The organism is Pseudoalteromonas sp. L23 (genome assembly GCF_021728455.1).
Taxonomy (GTDB): Bacteria; Pseudomonadota; Gammaproteobacteria; order Enterobacterales; family Alteromonadaceae; genus Pseudoalteromonas.
In genome coordinates, this window is sequence record NZ_JAKKCW010000005.1 from 79,346 (window position 1) to 101,737 (window position 22,392).

The following is a 22,392-nucleotide window of genomic DNA, read 5'->3' on the forward strand; positions in this document are numbered from 1 at the left end:
TGAACGCGAGTCAGGACGACGAGCCAGAACACCTCTTCAGGATGAATTAATGGCACTTTTAATGCTTGAGCGGGTCATTAGCTCAGTTGGTAGAGCAGTGGACTTTTAATCCATTGGTCGATGGTTCAAGTCCATCATGACCCACCACTTTACAAGCATACTAATTCAGTTTTGAGCAAGTCATTAGCTCAGTTGGGTGAAAAAAGACCGGAGCATCGCTTCGCAGCTTTTTGAACGCGAGTCAGGACGACGAGCCAGAACACCTCTTCAGGATGAATTAATGGCACTTTTAATGCTTGAGCGGGTCATTAGCTCAGTTGGTAGAGCAGTGGACTTTTAATCCATTGGTCGATGGTTCGAGTCCATCATGACCCACCATCCTCTTATTCTTCATATATTATTCAAAATACTTTCTTAAACTCGCCATTTAGAGCTAAACATTCGCTAGGATTACCCCTGTATTTTTCGTATAATTCCACCTAATTATGCAATGTGGACTAGTGGTCGAGAAATGAGTCTAGCTGAACGTATTATGCCGGAAGATTATATCTTCCCTCCAAAACCTGCCCCTCTTACCGTTGAAGAAAAAGCAGAGTATAAAGCGCGTATCAAAGCGCTATTAGTTGAAAAGAATGCGGTACTGGTTGCCCACTATTATACTGATCCTGAGATCCAAGCACTTGCTGAAGAAACTGGCGGCTGTGTTGCTGATTCATTAGAAATGGCACGCTTTGGCGCTAAGCAAGAAGACAAAGACATGATCATCGTAGCCGGCGTGCGCTTTATGGGCGAAACGGCAAAAATATTGACACCGCACAAAACCGTTGTGATGCCAACACTCGAAGCAACTTGCTCGTTGGATGTAGGTTGCCCTATCGACGAGTTTTCTGCGTTTTGTGATCAATACCCAGACAGAAAAGTGGTGGTATACGCCAATACTTCAACTGCGGTAAAAGCAAGAGCGGATTGGATTGTCACCTCTTCTTGCGCGCTTGAGATTGTTGAGCACCTTGATGAGCAAGGTGAAAAAATCATCTGGGGCCCGGATAAGCACTTGGGTTCTTATATTCAAAAGAAAACGGGTGCAGATATGATCATGTGGAACGGTGCATGTATCGTTCATGATGAATTTAAAACCAAAGCCCTTAAAGACATGAAGCAGCTACATCCTGACGCCGCAGTACTGGTTCACCCTGAGTCTCCTGCAGAAATCGTAGACTTAGCGGATGCAGTAGGCTCAACGAGTCAGTTAATTAAAGCTGCGCAAGAAATGGATAATCAGAAGTTTATCGTTGCTACCGATCGCGGTATCTTCTATAAAATGCAGCAACTTTGCCCTGAGAAAGAGTTCTTCGAAGCACCAACCGCCGGTGAAGGCGCTACATGTCGTAGCTGTGCCCATTGCCCTTGGATGGCAATGAATGGCCTACAGGCAATTGAAGAAGCGCTTATCAGCCCACAGGGCAAAGAAGTCTTCGTTGATATGGAATTGCGTGAAGGCGCACTACGTTCGCTAAATCGCATGCTAGATTTTTCTGCATCCTTGCAGAAATAGTAGGATTAATAGACAAATAAATCCTAAAAGCAAAAAACTGCTTGATAAAGTGCGAGGCTTTTCATAGTATTAGCCCCGCAATTCAGTGCGGAGAGATGGCTGAGTGGCTTAAGGCGCACGACTGGAACTCGTGTATACGTTTATAGCGTATCGAGGGTTCGACTCCCTCTCTCTCCGCCATTCCTTCTTTATTCAAATCAATTACCTACTAAAATCCGTTTGTACTTTTGGGGACATTTTGGGGTTATGAAAACCCTAAACTTCGTTTTTATTTCCTAAATACAGCGCATCTTCGAAAGCCATTCTGGCTTACGTCATTTTTATTTAAAATATCTTTGCTTGTGCATTTAGCCTTAGATTATCGGTTGGAGTTGCAGACAGCACAGCCATCCGAATTTGAGGTGGGTATCTATGATTTATTTTAACTTAAATGTCTCAGCGATAGATATTAAGTCAAACGAACATAAGGTGGAGATAACTTCGCTATCTTATTTACAAAAATACGAAACGCCCACTTTAAGTTTAAAAATTACTTTTCTAAAAGCCATTCGAACCAGACTGATTTCTGAGTATCGGGGTCGGTTTGCAGGTGGAGTAGGGTATCAAATTGAGCGGGCTTGAACTCAATAGGCGGTGCGAGCACTTGAGTATTTTGCGTTAAGGTTACGCCATTTTTCCGTCCTTTTTCGGTTACCTCACAGACCCCGTTTTTGCATGTCACATCCGGTTCTGGGAGGGAAATACTCTCTTCAGATTGGGTCATGACATAGCGCTCGTTGATGCTACTTGCCTCGGTGAACGTTTTAAATTGCGTTGCTGAGTCACTGGTCGCAATACCGGCTGTTACTTCCGCTATATGTGCCAGAAACTGGTAGCTGCCTTGGTGAGAGAGTACGCCAAGGCCTGGGTCTGTGATAAAAGATACAAAGCCCGCGTCCAGAGCACTGGAAGATAGTGCACCATTATTCATCAGGCGATCTATAGAGGCTTGATCTCTTTGCGTAAATCCGACAGTGAGCTTTTGGCCTTCGGTATTAAAATGCCCCTCGTTGAAATTACTGAGTAATTTGCCGTCATCATGTCGTCGGTAGTTTCCTATGTCACTAGCAAGTTTTTGAATATACTCGAAATCTATGCCACTTTTCTCTGCATATTCATACATATCAGCCAGCATAAATCTGTCTTTATGAGTCAAGAAGTCATAGTTGCTGCGTTCTAAGTTATGTGAAGACATCCCTTCAGCGCCATTGTGCACTTTAGGTTCATTGCCAGCAAACAGATCTGTAACCATTAGGCTATAGTAATGCTCAGCTTGATTGCTCATTGTATGCGCTGATAAGTTCATGTCTTGGAGCGCTGACTCGAAGTGTGACTGTGCTTGCGAAAGATAATCATCAGGGAGCATAGCTTTACCGAGTTCTGAGAATGTCTGGCTATGTGTGTATAGCGCAGCTTCAAATGATGTCATTGCATTATCATCATTGAGGGCGTTCCGCTTCAGCTCAGACAACGCTCGTTGATCAAGTGCATGCCACTTTTCGTAAGCAGCAGTCTTCTCTGCTTTTGAAAAGGTATTACTGGGATCCATGGCGATAGTCTCCAGTTGAGGTTTGGACAGTTGCTCAAACTCCCACTTAGCCGAATTAATCTTTTCTTGATTGCTTTGCGCTTGCCACGTTAAAACGTTGTTATTCTGTGGAAATGATTGCTGATTTAAACGAGCTGCGTCAATCGCCTGTTGTGCTTCTTTTAGTTTCACAGCCAATGAAGAAACAGACACCTGTGTATTGCGTGCATTGTTCTGGTTGGTATCCGTATTCGAACGATATGAGGTAGCAGGCGAAGCTTTGGTTTTAGCATGCCATTGGGTATTTGATATATCCATATTGTCTGTCCCTGTGCTGACTTAACCCTTTCTTATATGAAGGGTTAAGTCAGCATTCGTTAGTAAAATAGTAGAAAGAAACATTTTTCTCTCTGTTTGGTTTTATATAGTTGAGACTACTTGATGCATTTACATGATGTATTATTGGTGCTAAATCATCCGCTCTTAGTCATAAGATATAGTCAAATCCCCTGAAGCATTAGGAGAAATTTCTGCGTTCCTATTAGGATTTTACTATAAGCTCGATAGTAGCATAATTAAGCTGCTCCGGAAGTTGACTCTGAAAGTCAAAAAAGCAGCGACACTCATCATAATTTAGACCTTAGAAAGTGCTAAATTACATAATAACTCACCTCCAACATAGAGAAAAAAGATGGAACTCAACAAGATATCAAATAAGGAATTTAAGTTGGCCCTTAAGGCCTGTGCGGCATTAGATATTGAAATCTCTGATGATGAGTATTTGCGCTGTTTTACTTATACCGAAAATTGGGCCTCTGGTATTGATATCGCGACTTACGAAAATGGGGGCGGCGACAATATTGTTGTTGTGATCAAAGACGAGTCGATCCTTATCAAGGGGTTCGATCATGAGTCGGAAGTTAGCCCTCATGCTCAAGAAGAGTACGGTGTACGGCTTGGGATGTACGAGGGAGCGCCAACAGAGCTGTTGGAAGTACTGAATGACGAGGCTTTCGAAATAGAAGAGGTCACGTTTTGCATTTGGCGACTTGATAATGAAGCGACTTGGTCTTGGGGAGCTGTAGAGTTTAATAATGATGAAGATGACGGTTCGAGCTGGCTTCTGTCAGCTATTACTATCACTCCAAGCGCCTTTATTGAATATGTCGAAAACTATCATGACGGTGATTTCAACCAACTAACGCGAGAGAAAATACATGACGTATTTGCGGCGCAAATGTAGAGTATGTCAACTAAGCTGCTGAAGGTTTTTCTACGGCAGCAAATTCTCAAAAAATGTGATGTTAGTGGATAAGGAAAATTTAATGAGACGAGTTAAAGTCTATTATCAACACCGTGACGGTGGCACTGAGCTCATCAATTATGAAAAAGAATTACAATCTTATCGTGAGGCTTGGGATGTTATTGATCATTACCCTTGGGACAAAGAATTGGAATTGTTTGAGGCACTAGGGGAAGGTGGCGGGTTCTTTTTTATACTTGGCGATGAAGGTGGTAAGTGCGCCTCTTACCAATTGACACCAATAGAAAATAACAGCGGATTACTGACTTTGGATGTTGTGTCTAAGCCAGCTACTTTTGGACTATTTGGTGGTAAATCTGTTTCCGTCGATTTTAAGCTTGTCTCAATTCCAGAGGCTAAAAATCATATAAAAGCGCTATTTGAATGCTCAATTGACTCTTTCTATGAAAAGTATCGAAAGTAAATAAAATGGTTGTGTGAAAACATCCGGAAAAGGACGAATTGCAGTTTTACTTATTTTGAATCTGTTCCAACGATATAATTTGCAGTATAAAATAGACTACTGTGGGAAGTATCAACGGGAAATAAAAGGAAGTATCAATGAATAGACTTGGCATACTATCTGGTTTGCTACTTTGTTGTAGCTATTCAATCGCTCAGCCCCAGCCGCAAGCAATCACAATTTACAATAACCCTTCTCAAGGTGTCCTCACTGAGAGTCGTGTATTTTCCTATCTGCAAAGCCAATTAACTCAGTTTGAGATTACACAGTCTGATGCCAGTGTTGATCGTGCGCTTAAAAATATTGCAGGTGGTGAAGGGGAGTGTGTTAGAAACTTAGTTGTGAATAAAGCGCGCAGTAAAACATTACTATTTTCTGAGCCGACCACTTACTTTTTAGGGCTACAAGTTTTTGCTGCACCTTCCGCGCAATTGTCTTCTGCACAAACCGAGCAAAACCTAGAAGCATTGTTAACGAGTCATCCCAAATGGTTGTTGGGCGTAGAAAAAGAGCGCTCATATGGTGATATTGCCGATGCCATGATACAGCAGACTCCACCAGATCAGCTCTACGTGAAAGAAGGCAGCGAAAACGAAGCACAAATGTATTCTATGTTGATGAGCAAGCGCTTTGAGTTGCTGCTTGAATATCCCTCGGTTATTACATACCACGCGAAAGACGCATCAGAAAAACCCGTACCAATTGCGATTAGTGGTTTTGCTCCATTTATTACTGGGCATATCGCTTGTTGGGATACACCCGTTACACGCGGGTTTTTAGCGGCGGTTAATTCTGTATTGGCGGGCTTGACGGTGGACGAGCGCTTTATTAATTGGCATCTCGAATTCATAGACAAGAGTTTACACGATACGTTTAAACAGCAGTTTAGCCAAGCTCAAAGCTCTCGGCTTTAAATAGAGACTTCCAATAACCTATCCGCCAGCGCATTTAGGTGTGAGCTGTCGCACTGAGTCGCTGCATAAGTTCGGATACCATATACAGACATAATGAAAAAACGCGCTCTCTTTGTGGCTTCATCTTCACTTAATGCTTCACTATCGGGCCAAACCATTAAAAATTGTTGCCTGATCAGTGATTCAAATTGGTGCAAGTTAGCGCTGAGTGCCGTTTGAATTTCCGCATCCTGCTCGCCAATTTCATTAAGCGTTTTGGTGAGCAAACACACTTTCTTTGACTCGTCGCCCAAACACTCACCGACGAGATCTTGTAAGAATCGCTCAAGTGCGCAGCGAAGGCTAGTGCTGTTTTCGAACAGCTGTTGATAATGCACTCGTCGGTCTGCTTGATATTGATCTATAGCGGCTAATAGCAAACCTTTTTTATTTTTGAACGCACAGTAGATAGAACCAGGATGGAGTCCGGTTACTTCGGTCAGTTTGGGCATACTGGTTTTATTGTAGCCATAAGTCATAAATGCTTGCATGGCATTTCTCAGTACGGTTTCTCTATCAAACTCTGCTGTTCTCATCGATTTCCTAGGTGCACCAAATGGGTTTAAACGCCGTCATTATACCAATACTTCACCCCTATTTTTGATAACAATGAAAAAAATGTAAAGGTTTAACTTGAATAATGATTCAAGAATCCATATCTTGAATGTATATTCAAATATGGAGAGACACGCATGCCACAGGTACTTTTTGAAAATGTTAAGCTAAATAACACGATATCACTCAATAATCGCATCTTGATGGCGCCATTGACGCGCTGTATGGCAGACGACGATTTAGTTCCTACCTATGACATGGTGAAGTACTATGCTAAGCGAGCCAAAGCAGGATTAATCATTAGTGAAGCGACGATTATTCGTCCTGATGGGCAAGGCTACCCGAATACACCAGGTTTGTTTACACAAGCACAAATTGCAGGGTGGAAAAAAGTAACCGATGCTGTACACGCTGAGGGGGGGAAAATGTTTGCGCAATTGTGGCACGTTGGGCGTGTTGCGCACCCGTACTTTTTTGACGGAGAAGTTTTAGCACCGTCGGCTATTGGTATCGAAGGTTCAATTCCAAGAATGCGTGATTTAACCTACCAAACGCCAAAAGCAGCGACGAAGGAAGATATTACAAAACTCATTGCCGACTATGCCCAAGCGGCAGCAAACGCGATAAAAGCAGGTTTTGATGGGGTTGAAATTCACGGTGCCAATGGTTATTTAATTGACCAGTTTTTACATTACGCTGCGAATCAGCGTACCGATGAGTATGGTCAAACACCAGAAAATATGAGCCGATTTGCTTTGGAGGTGACAGATGCTATCGCTGAGCGTATTGGTGCCGACAGAGTGGGTCTGAGAGTGTCACCGGGTGCTTACTTCAATATGGATGGCGACCAAAGAGACAGAGCGGTATTTGACTACCTACTTAAAGCGTTAAACAGTCGCAACTTAGCCTATCTGCATCTCGGTATTTTCGACGATGCAATGGAGTTTGATTATTTGGGCGGCAGTGCTTCAGCTTACTTACGCAGCATTTATAAAGGGACGTTAGTAGGTGTGGGGAGTTATACGGCTGAATCAGGTGCTGAGGCTATCCAAAACCAACAATTTGACTTATTAGCCATTGGTAGGCCGTTTATTGCTAATCCTGATTATGTGGAGAAGGTGCAAGCTGGTCAAGCCGTGAAAGAGTATGATGAGTCTATGCTTGCAACATTAGACTAAAACCAATCCATAAGTATGGATTTATAGCAATGCCAAACACTTAAGTTTGGCATTTTTTTGTACATTGCATAAGCTTAAATCAGGCGTCAGTGGTAAAGCGAAAACTTTTGATGCAAAAGTTGTCATCTTTATCAATTAAGCTTGAGAGCAGTTAAGTGTTTAACCCTCAAGTATTTGCTAATTAATAATCAACTGGATTGTAGCTTATTTTTTAACATTGATAGGAATAAAGGAGTACTTTGGAGTTTATTTGTTCGCTAAGTGTGTAATAATATGCCAGCAATGCAGTTGTGAGTGCGTCGGACATGCAAGAAGATTTACTAAATTCCGTTATCAAAATAACAAAAACGAGAGACGTTGATTCTCTTGAATATAGCTTAGTATCTACTATTCAAGAGTTCATAGGCTGTAAAGAGGTCGCTGTCTATAAGGACTTGCTCGTTCCTGGAGAGATCGCGATAGAGAGAAGCCTGCTCTTAAGAAAACTCTCCGATAAGGAATTTGATTGGGAAGAGCGAAGCCTAGTTAAAGAGCCAGATAAGGAATTAATTTCTTGCTTGCAGTCGGCCTGTATCATTACGGTACAAGCGAAAGATGGCACTGAGCATCGTTGGGTGCCAATCAGCCTTCAGGAAAAGCCGGTTGGTGCAATAGCAGTTATCAGTACGGGCTTGTCGAGTGCAGATCAAGTACTACTTAATGCATTTTGCCGCATTTTTGAAAATTATCTCACCATTCTTCACGAAAACGAGCGTGATAAACTCACCGGACTACTGAACCGTCAAACCTTTGAAAAACGTTTAAAGCAACTGATTGAAAAGCAAGTTATCAAACAACACAAAACGGTATGGCATGGTGATGTGCGCTCGGTGCATAAAGGCGCAACCTCGTGGCTTGCTATCATGGATATCGATCACTTCAAAAAAGTCAACGATAACTATGGACATGTATGCGGAGATGAAGTTTTACTGTTATTAGCGCAGCGTATGCGTCAGTTTTTTCGATCCACAGACTTATTGTTTCGCTTCGGTGGCGAAGAATTTGTACTGGTCTTTGAGCCAACCGATTACGATTCGATAAAAGCTAAGATGGACGAGTTTATGGAGTTGGTACGAAATACTCACTTTCCATTCGTAAAAAAGCTCACCGTCAGTGTTGGAATGTCTCGCATTAGTCCATATGATTTCCCTATCACTGTGCTTGAAAATGCCGACAAAGCACTTTATTACGCAAAAGATAACGGTCGCGATATGCTTTGTTTTTACGAAGCGTTGCTGTCTGAGCATAAAATTGAAGCGCCGGAAGAGAGCTCTGATATAGATTTGTTCTAATACCAATTTGGTTTAATAAGGTGCTCAATTTGAGGGATTAAATCTGACGCTAGCTGTGTTAAAAACTTCTCATTTAGAACAAGTGAATGCAATGTAGTTAGCGCTAAAACTTTCTGCTAGAAAGGCATTAATTATACGAAACTCAGGTTAAATAGGTATAAAAGTGTTTCTGAGAAGCGGCGGTTGTTGATTTTCTACTCAAGCGCACTCGCAATAACTTCAATAACTACCGCTTATAGGAAGATTCCGATACACTTAATACAGCGTTAAACTGCATGGCAGACAACATGTTACACATCATCCAATCGAATCGAATGGAAATCTTGCAGGCACAACTCTGCACACTCATGAAATCGGCACCGCTCGCAAATCCTTTTGCAAAAGAAGTGGTGTTAGTACAATCTCCTGGTATGTCTGAATGGCTCAAACTAGGCATGAGTCAACACTTAGGGATAAGTGCACAAGTCGACTTTCCATTACCATCTAGCTTCATTTGGAAGCTATATCAAAATTTCATTGATGATGTTCCCAAGGAATCCGCTTTTAATAAAGGCAATATGACTTGGAAACTATTTACGCTATTACCCGGCTGCATTGATAAGCCTCAATATATTGCGCTTAAGCACTATTTAGGTGACGACCCTTCAGGAATTAAACTCTTTGCGTTGTGTGAAAAAATTGCCGACGTTTTTGACCAATATTTAATGTATCGCCCCCAGTGGATTGAGCTTTGGGATCAGGGCCAAGATACGCTGAACGATGTGGATGTTGAAGCCATCGCGCCTTGGCAGCCTGATCTCTGGCGTCGCTTAGTTAGCCATGTTGAAGCGCTTGAACAAAGTCCATATCACCGTGCCAACATGCACGATAAGTTACTGCAAGGGCTGGCCAATGCACCAAGGGGCAAGCTTCCCGAGCGGATCTGTATATTTGGATTGTCGGCAATATCAACCAGCCAACTTGATATTTTTCAAGCGCTTGGCCAAAAAACGAATGTATTTTTATTCTTTTTTAACCCTAGTGAACACTACTGGGGAGATTTAGTCGATGAGAAGACTCGAGCTAAAGTCGCCGCAAAATACGCCAAAATGCCAGAGCTCGAAGCGAAAGACGGCGAGTATTATTACGTTGGCAATCCACTACTCTCTTCATGGGGAAAGCTCGGGCGTGACTATTTTGAGCAATTATTGCAGCTTGATGCCAGTTGGATTGATGGATTTGATGACGCGTTTGATGACAGTCTGCTTGGTCAGGTTCAGCAAGAGATCTACCAGTTGGCATTTAAAGGAGAGTCGTTAACTGCTGATCCAAATTGGTTTGTTTCGCAGCAGGGCAAGTTACCCATTATGGCCGATGATACCAGTATCGTTTTTCAGGATTGCCATACGCCACTGCGTGAGGTCGAGCGGCTCCATGATTATTTACTCAATCAGTTTGAACAAAACCCTAGTCTGACGCCTAAAGACATTATCGTCATGATGCCTGATGTGGGCACCTATTCGCCATTTATTAAAGCTGTGTTTGACAGTAGTGAAGACAATCTGCGGATCCCCTATGCGATTTCTGATCTTGCAATTGAGCAAGAGCGGCCTATTTTAACGTCTTTTGTGACGTTGACAGACTTACCCAATAACCGTTTTTGCGTGTCGGATATTCTCGATTTGCTGGGCGTTGCGCCGATCGCCGAACAGTTTAACCTTGAAAGCCATGAGTTTGACTTAATTCGCTATTGGCTTGATCAGGTCAGTGTTAAATGGGGCCTAAACGACAGCCATAAAAGCGAATATGGCTTGCCAAAAATACCACTAAATACGTGGCAGCATGGACTCAACCGTTTGCTCTTAGGGGTTGCAACAAACGATGAACAGACGCCGTTCGCTTCCATTTATCCTGCTGATGAAGTCGAAGGTATGTCGGTGGCGGTACTTAACAAGCTTATCGGCTTTGTTGATGCGCTGATTTGGTTAAAACTACAACTCAGCAGCGAAAAGACCTTAACGAACTTCGCAGCAATTCTACGTGAAGCCATGGCGCTATTTTACTCGTCAGAATCTGAACAGAGTTGGGATTTACTTAAGCTTGAGCAGATTATAGAGAATATCGAAAAACACCATGAAAATGGCGATATTCAAGCGCCAGTCTCAGCAAAAATATTAGCGTATTTGGTTAAGCAAGGCGTCAGAGAAAAAGGGGTTGGGCAGCGCTTTTTAGCCGGAGCGGTAAACTTTTGTACGCTGATGCCGATGCGTGCTATTCCATTTAAAGTGGTGTGTATGCTTGGTCTAAATGACGCGGACTATCCTCGTACCGTGCAGCCTATTGGTTTTGATTTAGTCGCACACTCCACGAGACGTAAAGGCGATCGCTCACGAAAACTAGACGACAGATACTTGTTCTTAGAAGCCTTACTCAGTGCTCGAGAAAACTTGTATATCAGTTATATTGGCCGCTCTTGTTTTAACAACGAAGCCCAAGTGCCATCCGTTTTAGTCAGCGAATTGACAGAATATTTAGATCGCAGCTTTTACTTCGAAGACATGCCAAAGCAGTCTTTAGTCACTCGATTAACTTCACAGCTGCCATTACAACCTTTTAATCCCGAACATTTTAAAGCGGGCTCACTACAGAGCTACAATCGTACTTGGCTTTGGCAGCATAGGGCGGCGCATGCTGATGAGGTAAAACCGTTAGTACCAGTTTTAGACGCAGAAATTGAGTTTAGCGATTTGCTGCGAGGCGTTTGCGAGCCGCAAAAGTTATTTTATCAGCAAGCGCTGGGCATTAAACTCAAACCAATAGAAGCGTTAACACTTGATGAAGAGCCTTTCGCCTTAGATGCATTGGAGCGCTATCAATATTTAGATGAAGTGCTGGATGCTCAGCTACAACAACGGTCCTTAAATCTTGAACAGATTTTACAACGAGGCTCGCTGCCACAAGCGAACATCGGCAAACTACAGCTAGAGGGGCTGCTGACCCGCGTTGAACCTATGGTTAAGGTACTAACGCCTTTGCTTAATGAAGCAAAGGAGCCTCTAGAGCTAAAACTTGGTATTGCAGAGCATTTGCTGGTTGGCTGGCTTGATTGTGTGTATGAAAACAGGCAAGTGTACTATCGCAGCGCCAGTATTAAAGCGAAAGATTTAATTAAAGGGTTTTTACATCACTGCGCGGCTTGCGTAATGGGGTATGAAGTCACGACTTATATTGTTGGGCTAGATCAAAGCGTGCACTTTACCGCTATTTCACAACCACAAGCTCAGCAATATTTGGAGCAGTGGCTGGCTTTTTATAAACAAGCGCTGAGCGAACCTGTGGCATTTTTCCCAAGTTCTAGCATGGAATACGCCAAGACACAGGATATTAAAAAGGCCGCATATAAATTTAAGCCGCAATATGTTGGTCGAGGAGAGGGAGAAGATCCCTATGTTCAACTATGCTTTAGCGATTTGTCAGCTCATGAAGCGCGTTTTTGCGCACTTAGCCTTACTTTGTTAACACCTATTCTTAATGCCGCTGAGGAGGTACGTCATGGAGATGCTTAACCCCATTACTATGCCTTTAAGTGGCCAAAACCTAATTGAAGCCAGTGCAGGCACGGGGAAAACTTACACCATCACCGGTTTATATCTGCGTTATTTACTAGGCTTGCGCACTTCTGATCAACAACATGAGCCGTTAAGCGTTGAACAAATCTTAGTGGTAACTTTCACAGAAGCGGCAACACAAGAGATCAAAGACCGAGTGAGAAAACGCATTATTCAAGCTCGAGACGTGCTACTAGGTGAAGTCTGTAAAGATGAACTGATCAATGCCATTTTGGCGCAAATTGAAGATAAAAAGCGCGCCTTTGATCTCCTTGATGCTGCCGCTAAGTCAATGGATGAGGCCGCGATATTCACCATTCATGGCTTTTGCCAAAGAATGCTGAAGCAACACGCTTTTGAGTCTAAGGTGGCATTTAACCTCGAATTTATTCTCGATGAGAGCGAGCTGATTGATGCCGCGATGGCAGATCATTGGCGACGTTTTGTCTACCCGCTAGACACAGAAAAAACACAGGCTGTGATAGAGCAATTTGCTACGCCTTATGCACTGGCGAAGCAAGTTAGACCGTTATTAGCAAGAGAAAATGCCGAAATTAAACCCTCTGTTTCCTTAGATGCAGTGTTTGCCGCACGTGAAAAATACCAAACATTAGCACTGTGGCTAAAGGCCGAAATAGTCAAAACTGACTACATCAATGTGTTGAAAAAATCGGGGCTGGCAGGCAATCGTGCACCAGGGCGAAAGGATAACCTTCAAGCTCTTGAGAATTATGTCAACAGTGAGCAGTGGTGGTTTGAGTTTGGTAGCAGCAATCACTCGTTTGGACTTTGGGGCAGTGAAAGCCTTGCTGATGTTGCTCAATATAAAAAGAATACAACGCCGCTGGAGCACGAACTTATTCGTCACTTTGATACCTTGGCAGAGCTCCACCAATTGGTCGGGAGTGGGCTTAAATTCGCGTTAGTGCAACAAGCGGTGACTGAGGTAAGAGCTTTGCTTCACGCCCACAAAGAAGAATATGGCTTGATCTCTCCCGACGATTTACTTAAGCAGCTGTATCAAGCGCTTATGGGCGATAGTGGTGAGCGCTTAGCCGAAAAAATCGCACTGCAATATCCGGTTGCTATGATAGATGAGTTTCAGGATACCGATCCCATACAATATGGGATCTTCAGCCGAGTTTACGCAAAGGAAAATACGGCATTAACCTTGATAGGCGACCCAAAACAAGCCATTTACGGCTTTCGCGGGGCGGATATTTTTACTTATATCGGTGCAAAGCAAGGAGTTGCGCAAGACAGGCAGTATACGCTTGCAACCAATTATCGCTCCGATAGTGATGTGGTTGCCGCAGTGAATACGATATTTACTCGTCACCCCAATAGTTTTATCTACAATAAAGATATCCCTTTCATTGAGGTGAGCGCGCAAGGTAAAGCCGAGGATGCGCAATTTACTATCGCGTCTAAAAAGTCGTCAGCTCTGCGCTTTAGTGTATTACCAAGTGAGGATGAAGCGCTTAACAAAAGCGCCGCGCAAGCGCGGCTAAGCCAAGCATTCGCTGGTCGAGTTGCAGCGCTTATCGAGCAAGGGCGGTCGGGGGTTGCGAAGATTGGCGAAAACCCAGTTGTGCCAGCGGATATCTGTGTGTTAGTTCGCGACCGCATAGAAGCGAGCTTGATAAAACGAGCCTTAAATCAACTCGATATTGCCAGTGTGTACCTTGCCAGAGATAGTGTATTTAGGCAGCCGCTAGCAATCGCGTTGTATCAACTGCTTGATGTACTGCACGGGAGTTACGACGAAGCGGCGCTCAGAGGCGTGCTTGCGGGACCATTATTTTATTTAAACAACCAAGCACTGTACGACTTGCAGTTTAATGAACAGCAGTGGCAAGGTTATTTGCAGCTATTTAGTGAGTTAACACAGCTGTGGTATCGCTCTGGTGCAATGGCGATGCTGGAACACTTATTGATAACTTGTGAGCTGCCAGTGATTTGGCAGCAGCAGGGAATGGAAGTGGAGCGTTGGCTTACTGACTTCCGTCATTTGGCTGAGCTTTTACAGCATAAGCAATTAGAGCTTGATGGCACGGGTCGTGTGTTACGTTGGTTTTTATCGCAGCTAAATAATGCTCAGAGTGGCAGCAGCCAAATTCGCTTAGAGAGCGATGCCAATTTGGTGAAAATTGTGACCATGCACGCATCAAAAGGTTTGGAGTATCCGATTGTCTTTATGCCATTTGCACTTGGGTTTCGTGAGCCTGATACGTTAGTTTATCACCAAGGGGATAAGTTAGTTGTCGACCTTGAAGCCAGTGATGACGCGAAAGAAAAAGCAGAGCAAGAACGACTGGCTGAGGATATTCGCTTACTTTACGTTGCGCTGACGCGAGCGGTGCATTATTGCGAGCTTGGGCTTTACGACATTCAACAAGGGCGTAGTAAAAAGTCTGCACTGCACAAAACGGCCTTAGGATTTGCCTTGTTTGGCACGGAAACTTTCGACAGTGCCGAGGCTTGGCAAAGTGCCTTAAGCCAGTTATGTAAAGCACATGCGGCAATGGAATGTGTAAGATTAGATGAAATCACCACGCCACAGCAAGCGATAAACACCAGACTTGAAGACAAGCCTTTAGCTCTGTCTGCGAAAACCTTCAGCGGTCAGGTTGAACGACATTGGCGTACCACAAGCTTTAGCCAGCTAAGCTACCACACGCATCATGGTGATAAACCAACCGGGGCCGTGGACGAAAACCATTTACTGGACTTGCCTGAGCAGCGCCAAGAGCGGGAAAAAACCTCTTATACTTTTCCTAAGGGGGCCAAGCCGGGCAGCTGTTTGCACGAAATCTTTGAGCTTATAGATTTTACCGCGCCGCATTCCCCCAAAAACGAAGATAAGTATACCCTGACCGAAGCGATCACTAAATCTTTGGATAAGTTCGGTATCGCGACTGAATGGCAAGAGACAGCTGAGCGTTGGATAACAAGCTGCTTGGCTGCATCTCTTGCGCCACATCCTCATTTACAACTTGGTGTGCTGCCACCGGACGACTGCATTGTTGAAATGGAGTTTTACTTGCCACTAAAACCACTCAGTGCGGTGAAGCTGAACAAGATCCTCAGTGACATTACTGGACAAAAGTCGTTTTTAAACTTTGATGATGTGACAGGCATGTTGAAAGGGTTTATTGATTTAATCTTCAAGTGGCAAGGACAGTTTTTTGTTCTCGATTACAAGTCCAACTACCTTGGCGATAGCCCAGAAGATTATCACTACGATAACCTCAATGCTGCGATGTCGTCTCATCAGTATCATTTACAGTATATGATTTATACCGTGGCACTTCACCGCTTGTTAAAGCAGCGCCTCGTGGACTATAACCCTGAGCAGCATTTAGGTGGAAACTACTATTTGTTCTTACGTGCATTACCGGACAATCAGGGGATTTTCTTCAATCAGTTAAGCGTAAAGCAGGTATTAGAATTAGATGCATTATTTGAGGAGTCTGTATGAGCCAGTTAAGTATGGACTTTGAGGCATTTGACCATCACGGTTTCAAGGCGCTATTGCTTGAACACAAACGAGTTGGTAAAGCCGATATCGCGTTAGCCAAGTTGTTGAATCAGCAAGGCTACGACGATTACTTCTATGTATTTTTACTATTATTAATCGCTCATGGACGTCAGCATAGTTGTTTAGAGTTAGACAGTATTAATTTTCAGGATCCGTTTGAGCTCAGCTACGCGGTTGCGGATGAATCTGTAAAGTTGTCGCCATTTTCAAGCACAGGTATAGCCGTTGCTGCGCTCGCACAGCATCCTGCGGTCGGTGAAGATAAGCCGCTTCGGCTATACGCTGATAAGCTCTACTTGGCGAGATTAGCAAATTATGAAGCAAGGCTTGCGGGACACTTTGAAATGTTGGCGAAAGCCGATGTAACGCTGGACGAAGCAAAACTGGGTGCACTGTTGGCATCGTTTTTTCCAGCCAGTGAAGAAGACATTGATTGGCAAAAAGTGGCTTGTACGCTTGCTATCATTAAGCGATTTTGTGTCATCACGGGCGGCCCCGGTACGGGAAAAACCACGACGGTCACAAAACTGCTTGCGATTTTACAATCGCTTTATAACAGTGCGCCGTTGACCATCAAGCTAGTGGCGCCAACCGGCAAAGCGGCTGCGAGGCTCAGTGAGTCAATTATTGGTGCGAAAGCGAGGTTAAACCTGCCGCCAGCGCTTGCCGACTTACTGCCGGAGCAGGCGCAAACTATTCATCGCTTATTAGGCGTTATTCCTAATAGCGTTCACTATCGTCACAATCAAGATAACCCGCTGCATGTTGATGTGCTGATTGTTGACGAAGCATCCATGGTGGACTTATCGCTTATGGCGAAGCTGGTGGATGCACTACCAAAACATGCACGGCTTATTTTGCTCGGCGATAAAGATCAGCTCGCATCGGTAGATACTGGTAACGTACTCAGCGACTTATGTGAAAACTTAACGCTTGGGCAAGCACCACATTACAGTCAGGCACTGAAAGCAAAGCTAGCTGAGTTGAGTAAACAAAACCTGCCTGAGTCGGGTGATACCAGCGCTGACTTTATGTTGGAAGATAATCTGGCGTTTCTACAAAAAAGTCACCGTTTTGACAGCCGAAGTGGGATTGGTCAGTTAGCATTTGCCGTAAATAGTAACAATAAGCGGCAATTAGACAGCGTGCTGTGGCAAGGTTATAGCGATATACAGCATCATGAATTAAATAGTGAAACCTACAATGCCTTAATTGCCAGAGCGGCGGAGCAATATCAGCGATACCTGCTTGCCATTCATCATGGTGAGAGTGAGGCCATAATTCATAGGGAGTTTGCCAGTTATCAATTGCTTGCAGCCGTGAGAGAAGGGCCTTACGGTGTGAACGAATTAAATCGCAGAATAGAGCTCAAGCTTAGTCAAATGGGATTAGTGCAACCGACAGGACGGTTTTACGTTGGTATGCCCATTATGATCACCCAAAATGATTACCAGCTGAAACTGTTTAACGGCGATATCGGGATCATTTTACGCGACGAACAGGGTGAGCTACAGGCATCATTTATTGATGAACAGGGCTGCGTTAGGCGCTTTTATCCTGCCAGATTGCCGAGCTTTGATAGAGTATACGTGATGACGATCCACAAATCGCAAGGCTCTGAGTTTGCTTACACGGCAATGATACTACCACCCATTCAACGTGCGCAGCAGGGGATAAATCGCCAGCTTATTTATACTGGGATCACCCGAGCTAAACAGCAGTTTGAATTGGTGGCGCAATATAAAGTGATAGTGCAGGGTATGAATCGAAGTGTAAGTCGCAGTAGTGGTTTGCGAAGTCGGCTATCAAAATAATGAATTTTTTGTTAAAAACTTGTTTTATTTTGTGGTTTGGCTAAGGTTAAAGTGAGCTTGAAAGCTAGCTCGCCCAGTGAGTAGACTTGCCGTCAGTTAACGTGTTAACTGACGGCGTTTTTTTATTCCGTTAGTATTAGAACTTCAGTTTATCAATAAGTGTGTTAGGGTCGATTTCAAGTTCATCCATTAACGACCAGCGAGTTTGCTTTTGTACACTACCTTTTCCTAAGATCCAGTAATCATAAGTTTTTTCAATACGGCCATTGGTATGCTGTATAGTCAGCCACGCATTTACATAACTCAGTAAATCTTGATTACGCTTGGCGACGGCAAATCCAACGGGGTATTTCAAACTCGCCCCTTCCGGGACCACAACACCAAACTCAGGGTAAAACATGCTCCATGCAAAGCCCGCCTCTGCGCTGATCACTAAGGCGTCATATCTTTCTGGGTGCTTAAAATAGCTTTGCAAATTGTTAATACCGGATACTTTTACCTTAGGGTTTTGCTGCGCCAATTGTTTGAGTAACGGAGCATACTCAACGTGAGCTAAATTCAGCTTATCAAGCGTAAGTAGGGCTGACTTGTCAGCAAACTTCTTCAAATCATGATCTTTGGCCAAGAGCGCTAGTTGCAGTTCCAATACCTTGTCACTAAAGCGCACGCTTTGTAAGTCGGCAATATTAATTTCAAGGCCGGACATTGCAATATCGAAATATCCCTTGTTGAGATACTCTGCCAGTTGTGGCTTTTTAAAAGGAATAAACTCGATTTTAACCCCAAGGTCGGATGCGAGCCTATGTGCTAGGCTGACATCAAAACCCACTAACTGGTCTTTTTGATTAAAGTAACTAAATGGCACATTATCGATAAGATATCCGACACGCAGCAGGTTACGTTTTTTAATCACATCGATATTCGTCAAAGACAACTCACCACTTTGGTATGCTTTAGGGACATAGCTAAGCACATGAGCAGGGACGGTATCTGAGATCACCATATTAGCAATGGCCTCATCGGCCGATTTAGTTTGTTTACCGAGGTAATTATTTGCCGTAAAACTCAACAACATAAATGCTGGGAGTAGTGCAGATAGTAGCGTTAAATAATAAACCGAGCGCACGCGTTTTAGGTGTAATTGTCTACGGTTGATGAAAATACATAAAAATACAAATGCGAAGATATATACCACAGTGGTCGGTGAAACCACCTTTGCGGTGAGTACTGACATCGATAGATATAACTGATAAGTATCAGCCGGGACACGCAAGGTATCGAGCAAATAGGGAATAGCGATATGTACGTTAGCAAAGTAACTTAGCATCGCCGACAAAGACACATTAGGAATTTGTTCGATGCCGATTTGGTTGCCGGTAAGCCATGCTGCAAAAGAGACAAAAATGAGGGTCGTAAGCTTTCCTAAACTCGGGAAGGTATAAGCGATAGGCACTAACACCTCAGCGATGTGATCAGAGCTTTCGTCGCTTTGCTTAATTTTGCGTAAATGATCTTTGATCCCCTCGGTGATCACTGGCAATACAATAAAAACGTTTCCGGTACTAAATGCGGTGATCCATGCATTGCGCATAACCATGATGAGGTCGCGGTATTTAACAGGGGTGAGTGCGGCAACAAGCATAGGGAGTAGTACTAACATCAAATACACGCCGACACATAAAACGACAACCCAGTATACTTGCAATTCAGACAATTCTTCTGCGCTCATCGTACCTGCGGTGCTTGCTGTCATCGCAAAAATGCCGATAGGGAAGATGGCAATGATCTTCTTGGAAATCACCGACAGACCTTGACCAACGACTTCTAACACATCCAGTAAACGGTTTTTCTTTTGATTGGAAATAAGCGCCATACCTAGCGCAATACAAAATATGACTAAGGCAGGTACATTACCTTCCGCCATAGAAGCAAATGGATTAGCGGGAATATAATGTTTGACGAAGTCTACTTCGGGAGCAGCGGCGACCAGTGCCGGGGAGAAAAAGGTCCCGGCATCATGCGCTGGTAATGTCATAATAAAGCACCAGATCACAGCAAGACCTACCACCCAAATGGAGATCATGACTAGCGCCGCTTTTGCAAGAATACTTTTAACCTGTTCGGGATTAAATTTGCCTAAACCCACGATAAGGCTGACGACAATATAGGGGAGAATGGTGATTTGCATCAGGTTTACAAAACCTGTACCGATAGGTTTTAAAAATGATAACCGTTCACCGAAAACTAAACCAGCAAAAATGCCAAGTATGAGCGCCCAAAGCATCCAGTTAATGTTTTTTAGAAAATTAAGCAATTTAGTCATGTGCTCAGTCGAAAAAAGAGCGGTATTTTAATTAGCTTAGCTTAAAACTTACTGAATGTTTGAGCGATTTGATTACAAATTATCGAGTGTTTACTCAAAGTTCATAATCATCCCCATTTTTGGCACGATAACAGGCTTTTCCTGCTGGTTGTTGCACCCCGTGATAAAAGCTCATCCATAGTTTTTGTAGCTGGGTTTTAGTCTTTTTACCAACCACAGACGCTAGTGGCGTTTCGACGATGATATCTTCGATATGGGCGCTATCAAATTGGCCGAGCATTCCGGTGCGATTGAAGGTAATTTCAATATGTAAGCCATCGTCCTGTTTTAGCAAAACAGCCTCAGGCGTTTCTCGGTGACCGCAAAGCGCGACGAATTGGCTACAATTTTTTAAACCACAATGGGTGCCGTTGGCAAAAAACGCAAGCAGGTGATTGTAGTAAACCACATAGTCTGTCACCTCCATGTGTGAGCCAAACTCTAAAGGACATTGTTCATCAAGATACTGTTTTGCCAGCATTGACTGTTGCGCTTTCGTATCGTCAATTGGTTGCTCTGTATGCGGTTGTAATTGCGCTGCCATGATCCACCTCACTTGTTCATGTTGTCATAAATTGGGAAATATATTCTGGTTGTTTCGTGTACATTTTGAGTGTAAGTTAAATATTCAAATAATTTCACAAAAAGAATTTCACAGTGTGAATTTCACAAAAATGGGGTGTGAAATCATGGCAAAAGTTGCAAGCTTAATTAGAAAGTCTCACTTTTTGGGTACTAAAATAAGAAATCTAAGAAAGCGTAACCATCTGACTTTAGAAGATTTATCGGCTCGATGTGTTAAGCAAGATCCAACCAGCGCGCCTTCCGTTTCCTACCTGTCAATGATTGAAAGAGGCCAGCGTACGCCAAGCGAAGCGATGCTCGAAAACTTCTCTAATGTATTTCAAAAACCGATTGAGTGGTTTTTAGACAGTCAACCTGAAGCACCGGAGATAGCGCCAGATAAAGGCAATTTCGGTGGGATAATGGGGATGGCTTTAGAGCCCAACTTTCTATTTGCCAAAGAGATATTACAAATTGCGATTCCAGAAATGCTATCCCAAGCGGGGATCAGTGGTAGGCAGTTTGCGCACCTTTTGATCCGTGCCCACCAAGAACACCATCAAAACCACTTTCCTGATTTAGAGCGAGCAGCCGATGAAGTGGGAGGTAAAAATCTCTATCTCAGCTGTGATGATCTCATGGCAATTTTGATAGCAAAAGGTCGAAAAGTGGAGTGGTTTGAGCAATCATCGCCTGACGGAGAGGGGATGATCACTTCTTATTTCAAAGAGCCAAACATGGTGTTTATAAATCGCGCATTGCACGCACATCCCGCGAGAATGAAATACGATTTAGCCGTTCATATTGGCCATGCCGTGCTTCACAATAGTGAGGGTTTAGAATGTGTACTCACTACTGGAGAAAGTCGTAAAAGTAACGATAACCCCGATCATGATACTCCAAATGCTCAGGATATTTTGAGCGCGTGGCAGGATTTTGAATCGAGCTTCTTTGCAGGGGCCTTATTGTGTCCCCGTACACCATTTCGGCAGTTACTCGAAAGCCGAGGTTACGATGTGCGCGTCCATGAGCAACTTGGTATTTCTGCTTCCGTCGCAATGCGCAGAATGACATCGGTTTCACCTTATCCACATTGGCATTATTTTGATGCTTATCAAGCCGGTAAACTCAAGGCGGTGTATCGGGGCAATGGCATTCCTTTACCTTGGGGCAATATGCGTAGCGTTGCCGATCCGTGTCAGCACTGGGCCGTATTTCGTAAATTTCATGATGATAGCAATAGTGCCAGTGCTCAGCTTTCGATCCTGAACGTCAATGGCAAACCGCGTCTGTATTGCTGTGAGTCAGTAAAAATTGTTGATGTTGCGAATCGTCCAAGGGTGCTGTGCGCGGGTCTTGATCTCAATCCTGCTATTAATGCACAAGGGATTGATGCTGACGCCTTGATTGGAGAGTTACAAAAAGCTTGTATTAGCCATGGTGGCGCGAGCGTGGTGCCCTATCATATGAAAACCCAATTACTCCGTGTCGCCAAGATTTTAAATATCCAGTGGATTGAAAGAGGACTTGAGGGCTCAGTTCGGGTGATTTGTACTCGAGGAAAAAGCTGCCCGAGAAAGCCTAGTTGTTATGCGCTCTCCTCCGTTAGCAATTGATAT

The 22,392-nt window shown here is 43.7% G+C and carries 14 protein-coding genes and 3 tRNA genes; 13 read left to right on the forward strand and 4 right to left on the reverse strand.

Translation table 11 applies throughout. From position 1 onward, the window contains the following. Positions 1-71 precede the first annotated feature (71 nt). The 4 genes from L3V43_RS10505 to L3V43_RS10520 all read left to right on the forward strand — a co-directional run bounded on the left by L3V43_RS10505 (position 72) and on the right by L3V43_RS10520 (position 1,735). Positions 72-147: transfer RNA gene (locus tag L3V43_RS10505), tRNA-Lys, on the forward strand. Between the two features lie 155 nt (positions 148-302). Continuing rightward, positions 303-378: transfer RNA gene (locus L3V43_RS10510), tRNA-Lys, on the forward strand. A 133-nt stretch (positions 379-511) separates the two neighbouring features. Next, a complete protein-coding gene (gene nadA, locus L3V43_RS10515; protein ID WP_010605119.1) occupies positions 512-1,555 on the forward strand; it encodes a quinolinate synthase NadA in 1,044 nt (347 codons plus the stop codon). Between the two features lie 89 nt (positions 1,556-1,644). Next, positions 1,645-1,735 (forward strand) — tRNA-Ser (locus L3V43_RS10520). Positions 1,736-2,084: 349 nt separating this feature from the next. Here the strand turns inward: L3V43_RS10520 and L3V43_RS10525 are convergent. Continuing rightward, positions 2,085-3,440: a hypothetical protein gene (locus L3V43_RS10525; RefSeq protein WP_235367642.1), complete on the reverse strand. Its 1,356-nt coding sequence runs from the start codon at positions 3,438-3,440 to the stop codon at positions 2,085-2,087. 373 nt (positions 3,441-3,813) lie between these two features. Between L3V43_RS10525 and L3V43_RS10530 the strand changes: the two genes are divergently transcribed. The 3 genes from L3V43_RS10530 (at position 3,814) to L3V43_RS10540 (ending at position 5,802) form a co-directional block, all read left to right on the forward strand. After that, positions 3,814-4,365, forward strand: a complete 552-nt coding sequence (locus L3V43_RS10530; protein ID WP_237116567.1) for a hypothetical protein — start codon at positions 3,814-3,816, stop codon at positions 4,363-4,365. A gap of 82 nt (positions 4,366-4,447) precedes the next feature. Next, positions 4,448-4,849, forward strand: a complete 402-nt coding sequence (locus L3V43_RS10535) for a hypothetical protein (RefSeq protein ID WP_235367644.1) — start codon at positions 4,448-4,450, stop codon at positions 4,847-4,849. A gap of 137 nt (positions 4,850-4,986) precedes the next feature. Continuing rightward, a complete protein-coding gene (locus L3V43_RS10540) occupies positions 4,987-5,802 on the forward strand; it encodes a hypothetical protein (protein ID WP_235367646.1) in 816 nt (271 codons plus the stop codon). Here L3V43_RS10540 and L3V43_RS10545 read toward each other — a convergent pair. Beyond that, positions 5,799-6,377: a TetR/AcrR family transcriptional regulator gene (locus tag L3V43_RS10545; RefSeq protein ID WP_010605113.1), complete on the reverse strand. Its 579-nt coding sequence runs from the start codon at positions 6,375-6,377 to the stop codon at positions 5,799-5,801. The two genes, L3V43_RS10540 and L3V43_RS10545, sit on opposite strands and share 4 nt — an antisense overlap. A 156-nt stretch (positions 6,378-6,533) precedes the next feature. Between L3V43_RS10545 and L3V43_RS10550 the strand changes: the two genes are divergently transcribed. The 5 genes from L3V43_RS10550 to recD all read left to right on the forward strand — a co-directional run bounded on the left by L3V43_RS10550 (position 6,534) and on the right by recD (position 17,847). Beyond that, positions 6,534-7,574, forward strand: coding sequence for an alkene reductase (locus tag L3V43_RS10550; protein WP_235367649.1), 1,041 nt, complete (start codon positions 6,534-6,536; stop codon positions 7,572-7,574). A gap of 305 nt (positions 7,575-7,879) precedes the next feature. After that, a complete protein-coding gene (locus L3V43_RS10555) occupies positions 7,880-8,905 on the forward strand; it encodes a GGDEF domain-containing protein (RefSeq protein ID WP_010605111.1) in 1,026 nt (341 codons plus the stop codon). A gap of 287 nt (positions 8,906-9,192) precedes the next feature. Then, positions 9,193-12,450, forward strand: a complete 3,258-nt coding sequence (gene recC, locus L3V43_RS10560) for an exodeoxyribonuclease V subunit gamma (protein ID WP_237116566.1) — start codon at positions 9,193-9,195, stop codon at positions 12,448-12,450. Beyond that, positions 12,437-15,973, forward strand: coding sequence for an exodeoxyribonuclease V subunit beta (gene recB / locus L3V43_RS10565; RefSeq protein WP_102057028.1), 3,537 nt, complete (start codon positions 12,437-12,439; stop codon positions 15,971-15,973). The genes recC and recB overlap by 14 nt, the downstream gene beginning before the upstream one ends. Beyond that, positions 15,970-17,847, forward strand: coding sequence for an exodeoxyribonuclease V subunit alpha (gene recD, locus L3V43_RS10570; RefSeq protein WP_237116565.1), 1,878 nt, complete (start codon positions 15,970-15,972; stop codon positions 17,845-17,847). The genes recB and recD overlap by 4 nt, the downstream gene beginning before the upstream one ends. A 136-nt stretch (positions 17,848-17,983) precedes the next feature. Here recD and L3V43_RS10575 read toward each other — a convergent pair whose 3' ends face one another. Then, entirely contained in the window at positions 17,984-20,170 is a 2,187-nt protein-coding gene (locus L3V43_RS10575) for a cation:dicarboxylase symporter family transporter (protein WP_235367654.1), read from the reverse strand. Positions 20,171-20,264: 94 nt separating this feature from the next. Further along, the gene (locus L3V43_RS10580; RefSeq protein WP_102057025.1) at positions 20,265-20,753 is read right to left on the reverse strand and encodes a malate synthase; all 489 of its coding nucleotides are present in this window, start codon (positions 20,751-20,753) and stop codon (positions 20,265-20,267) included. Positions 20,754-20,898: 145 nt separating this feature from the next. Here L3V43_RS10580 and L3V43_RS10585 point away from each other — a divergent pair, with 145 nt between their 5' ends. Then, positions 20,899-22,389 (forward strand): DUF3612 domain-containing protein, encoded by a 1,491-nt coding sequence (locus L3V43_RS10585; RefSeq protein ID WP_102057024.1) that lies wholly within the window; start codon positions 20,899-20,901, stop codon positions 22,387-22,389. Positions 22,390-22,392 lie beyond the last annotated feature (3 nt).

What these genes read in the sequence shown, in the direction of transcription:
- nadA (WP_010605119.1), top strand. Translation starts at nt 512, where the DNA reads ATGAGTCTAGCTGAACGTATTATGCCGGAAGATTATATCTTCCCTCCA.
- L3V43_RS10525 (WP_235367642.1), bottom strand. Translation starts at nt 3,440, where the DNA reads ATGGATATATCAAATACCCAATGGCATGCTAAAACCAAAGCTTCGCCT.
- L3V43_RS10530 (WP_237116567.1), top strand. Translation starts at nt 3,814, where the DNA reads ATGGAACTCAACAAGATATCAAATAAGGAATTTAAGTTGGCCCTTAAG.
- L3V43_RS10535 (WP_235367644.1), top strand. Translation starts at nt 4,448, where the DNA reads ATGAGACGAGTTAAAGTCTATTATCAACACCGTGACGGTGGCACTGAG.
- L3V43_RS10540 (WP_235367646.1), top strand. Translation starts at nt 4,987, where the DNA reads ATGAATAGACTTGGCATACTATCTGGTTTGCTACTTTGTTGTAGCTAT.
- L3V43_RS10545 (WP_010605113.1), bottom strand. Translation starts at nt 6,377, where the DNA reads ATGAGAACAGCAGAGTTTGATAGAGAAACCGTACTGAGAAATGCCATG.
- L3V43_RS10550 (WP_235367649.1), top strand. Translation starts at nt 6,534, where the DNA reads ATGCCACAGGTACTTTTTGAAAATGTTAAGCTAAATAACACGATATCA.
- L3V43_RS10555 (WP_010605111.1), top strand. Translation starts at nt 7,880, where the DNA reads ATGCAAGAAGATTTACTAAATTCCGTTATCAAAATAACAAAAACGAGA.
- recC (WP_237116566.1), top strand. Translation starts at nt 9,193, where the DNA reads ATGTTACACATCATCCAATCGAATCGAATGGAAATCTTGCAGGCACAA.
- recB (WP_102057028.1), top strand. Translation starts at nt 12,437, where the DNA reads ATGGAGATGCTTAACCCCATTACTATGCCTTTAAGTGGCCAAAACCTA.
- recD (WP_237116565.1), top strand. Translation starts at nt 15,970, where the DNA reads ATGAGCCAGTTAAGTATGGACTTTGAGGCATTTGACCATCACGGTTTC.
- L3V43_RS10575 (WP_235367654.1), bottom strand. Translation starts at nt 20,170, where the DNA reads ATGACTAAATTGCTTAATTTTCTAAAAAACATTAACTGGATGCTTTGG.
- L3V43_RS10580 (WP_102057025.1), bottom strand. Translation starts at nt 20,753, where the DNA reads ATGGCAGCGCAATTACAACCGCATACAGAGCAACCAATTGACGATACG.
- L3V43_RS10585 (WP_102057024.1), top strand. Translation starts at nt 20,899, where the DNA reads ATGGCAAAAGTTGCAAGCTTAATTAGAAAGTCTCACTTTTTGGGTACT.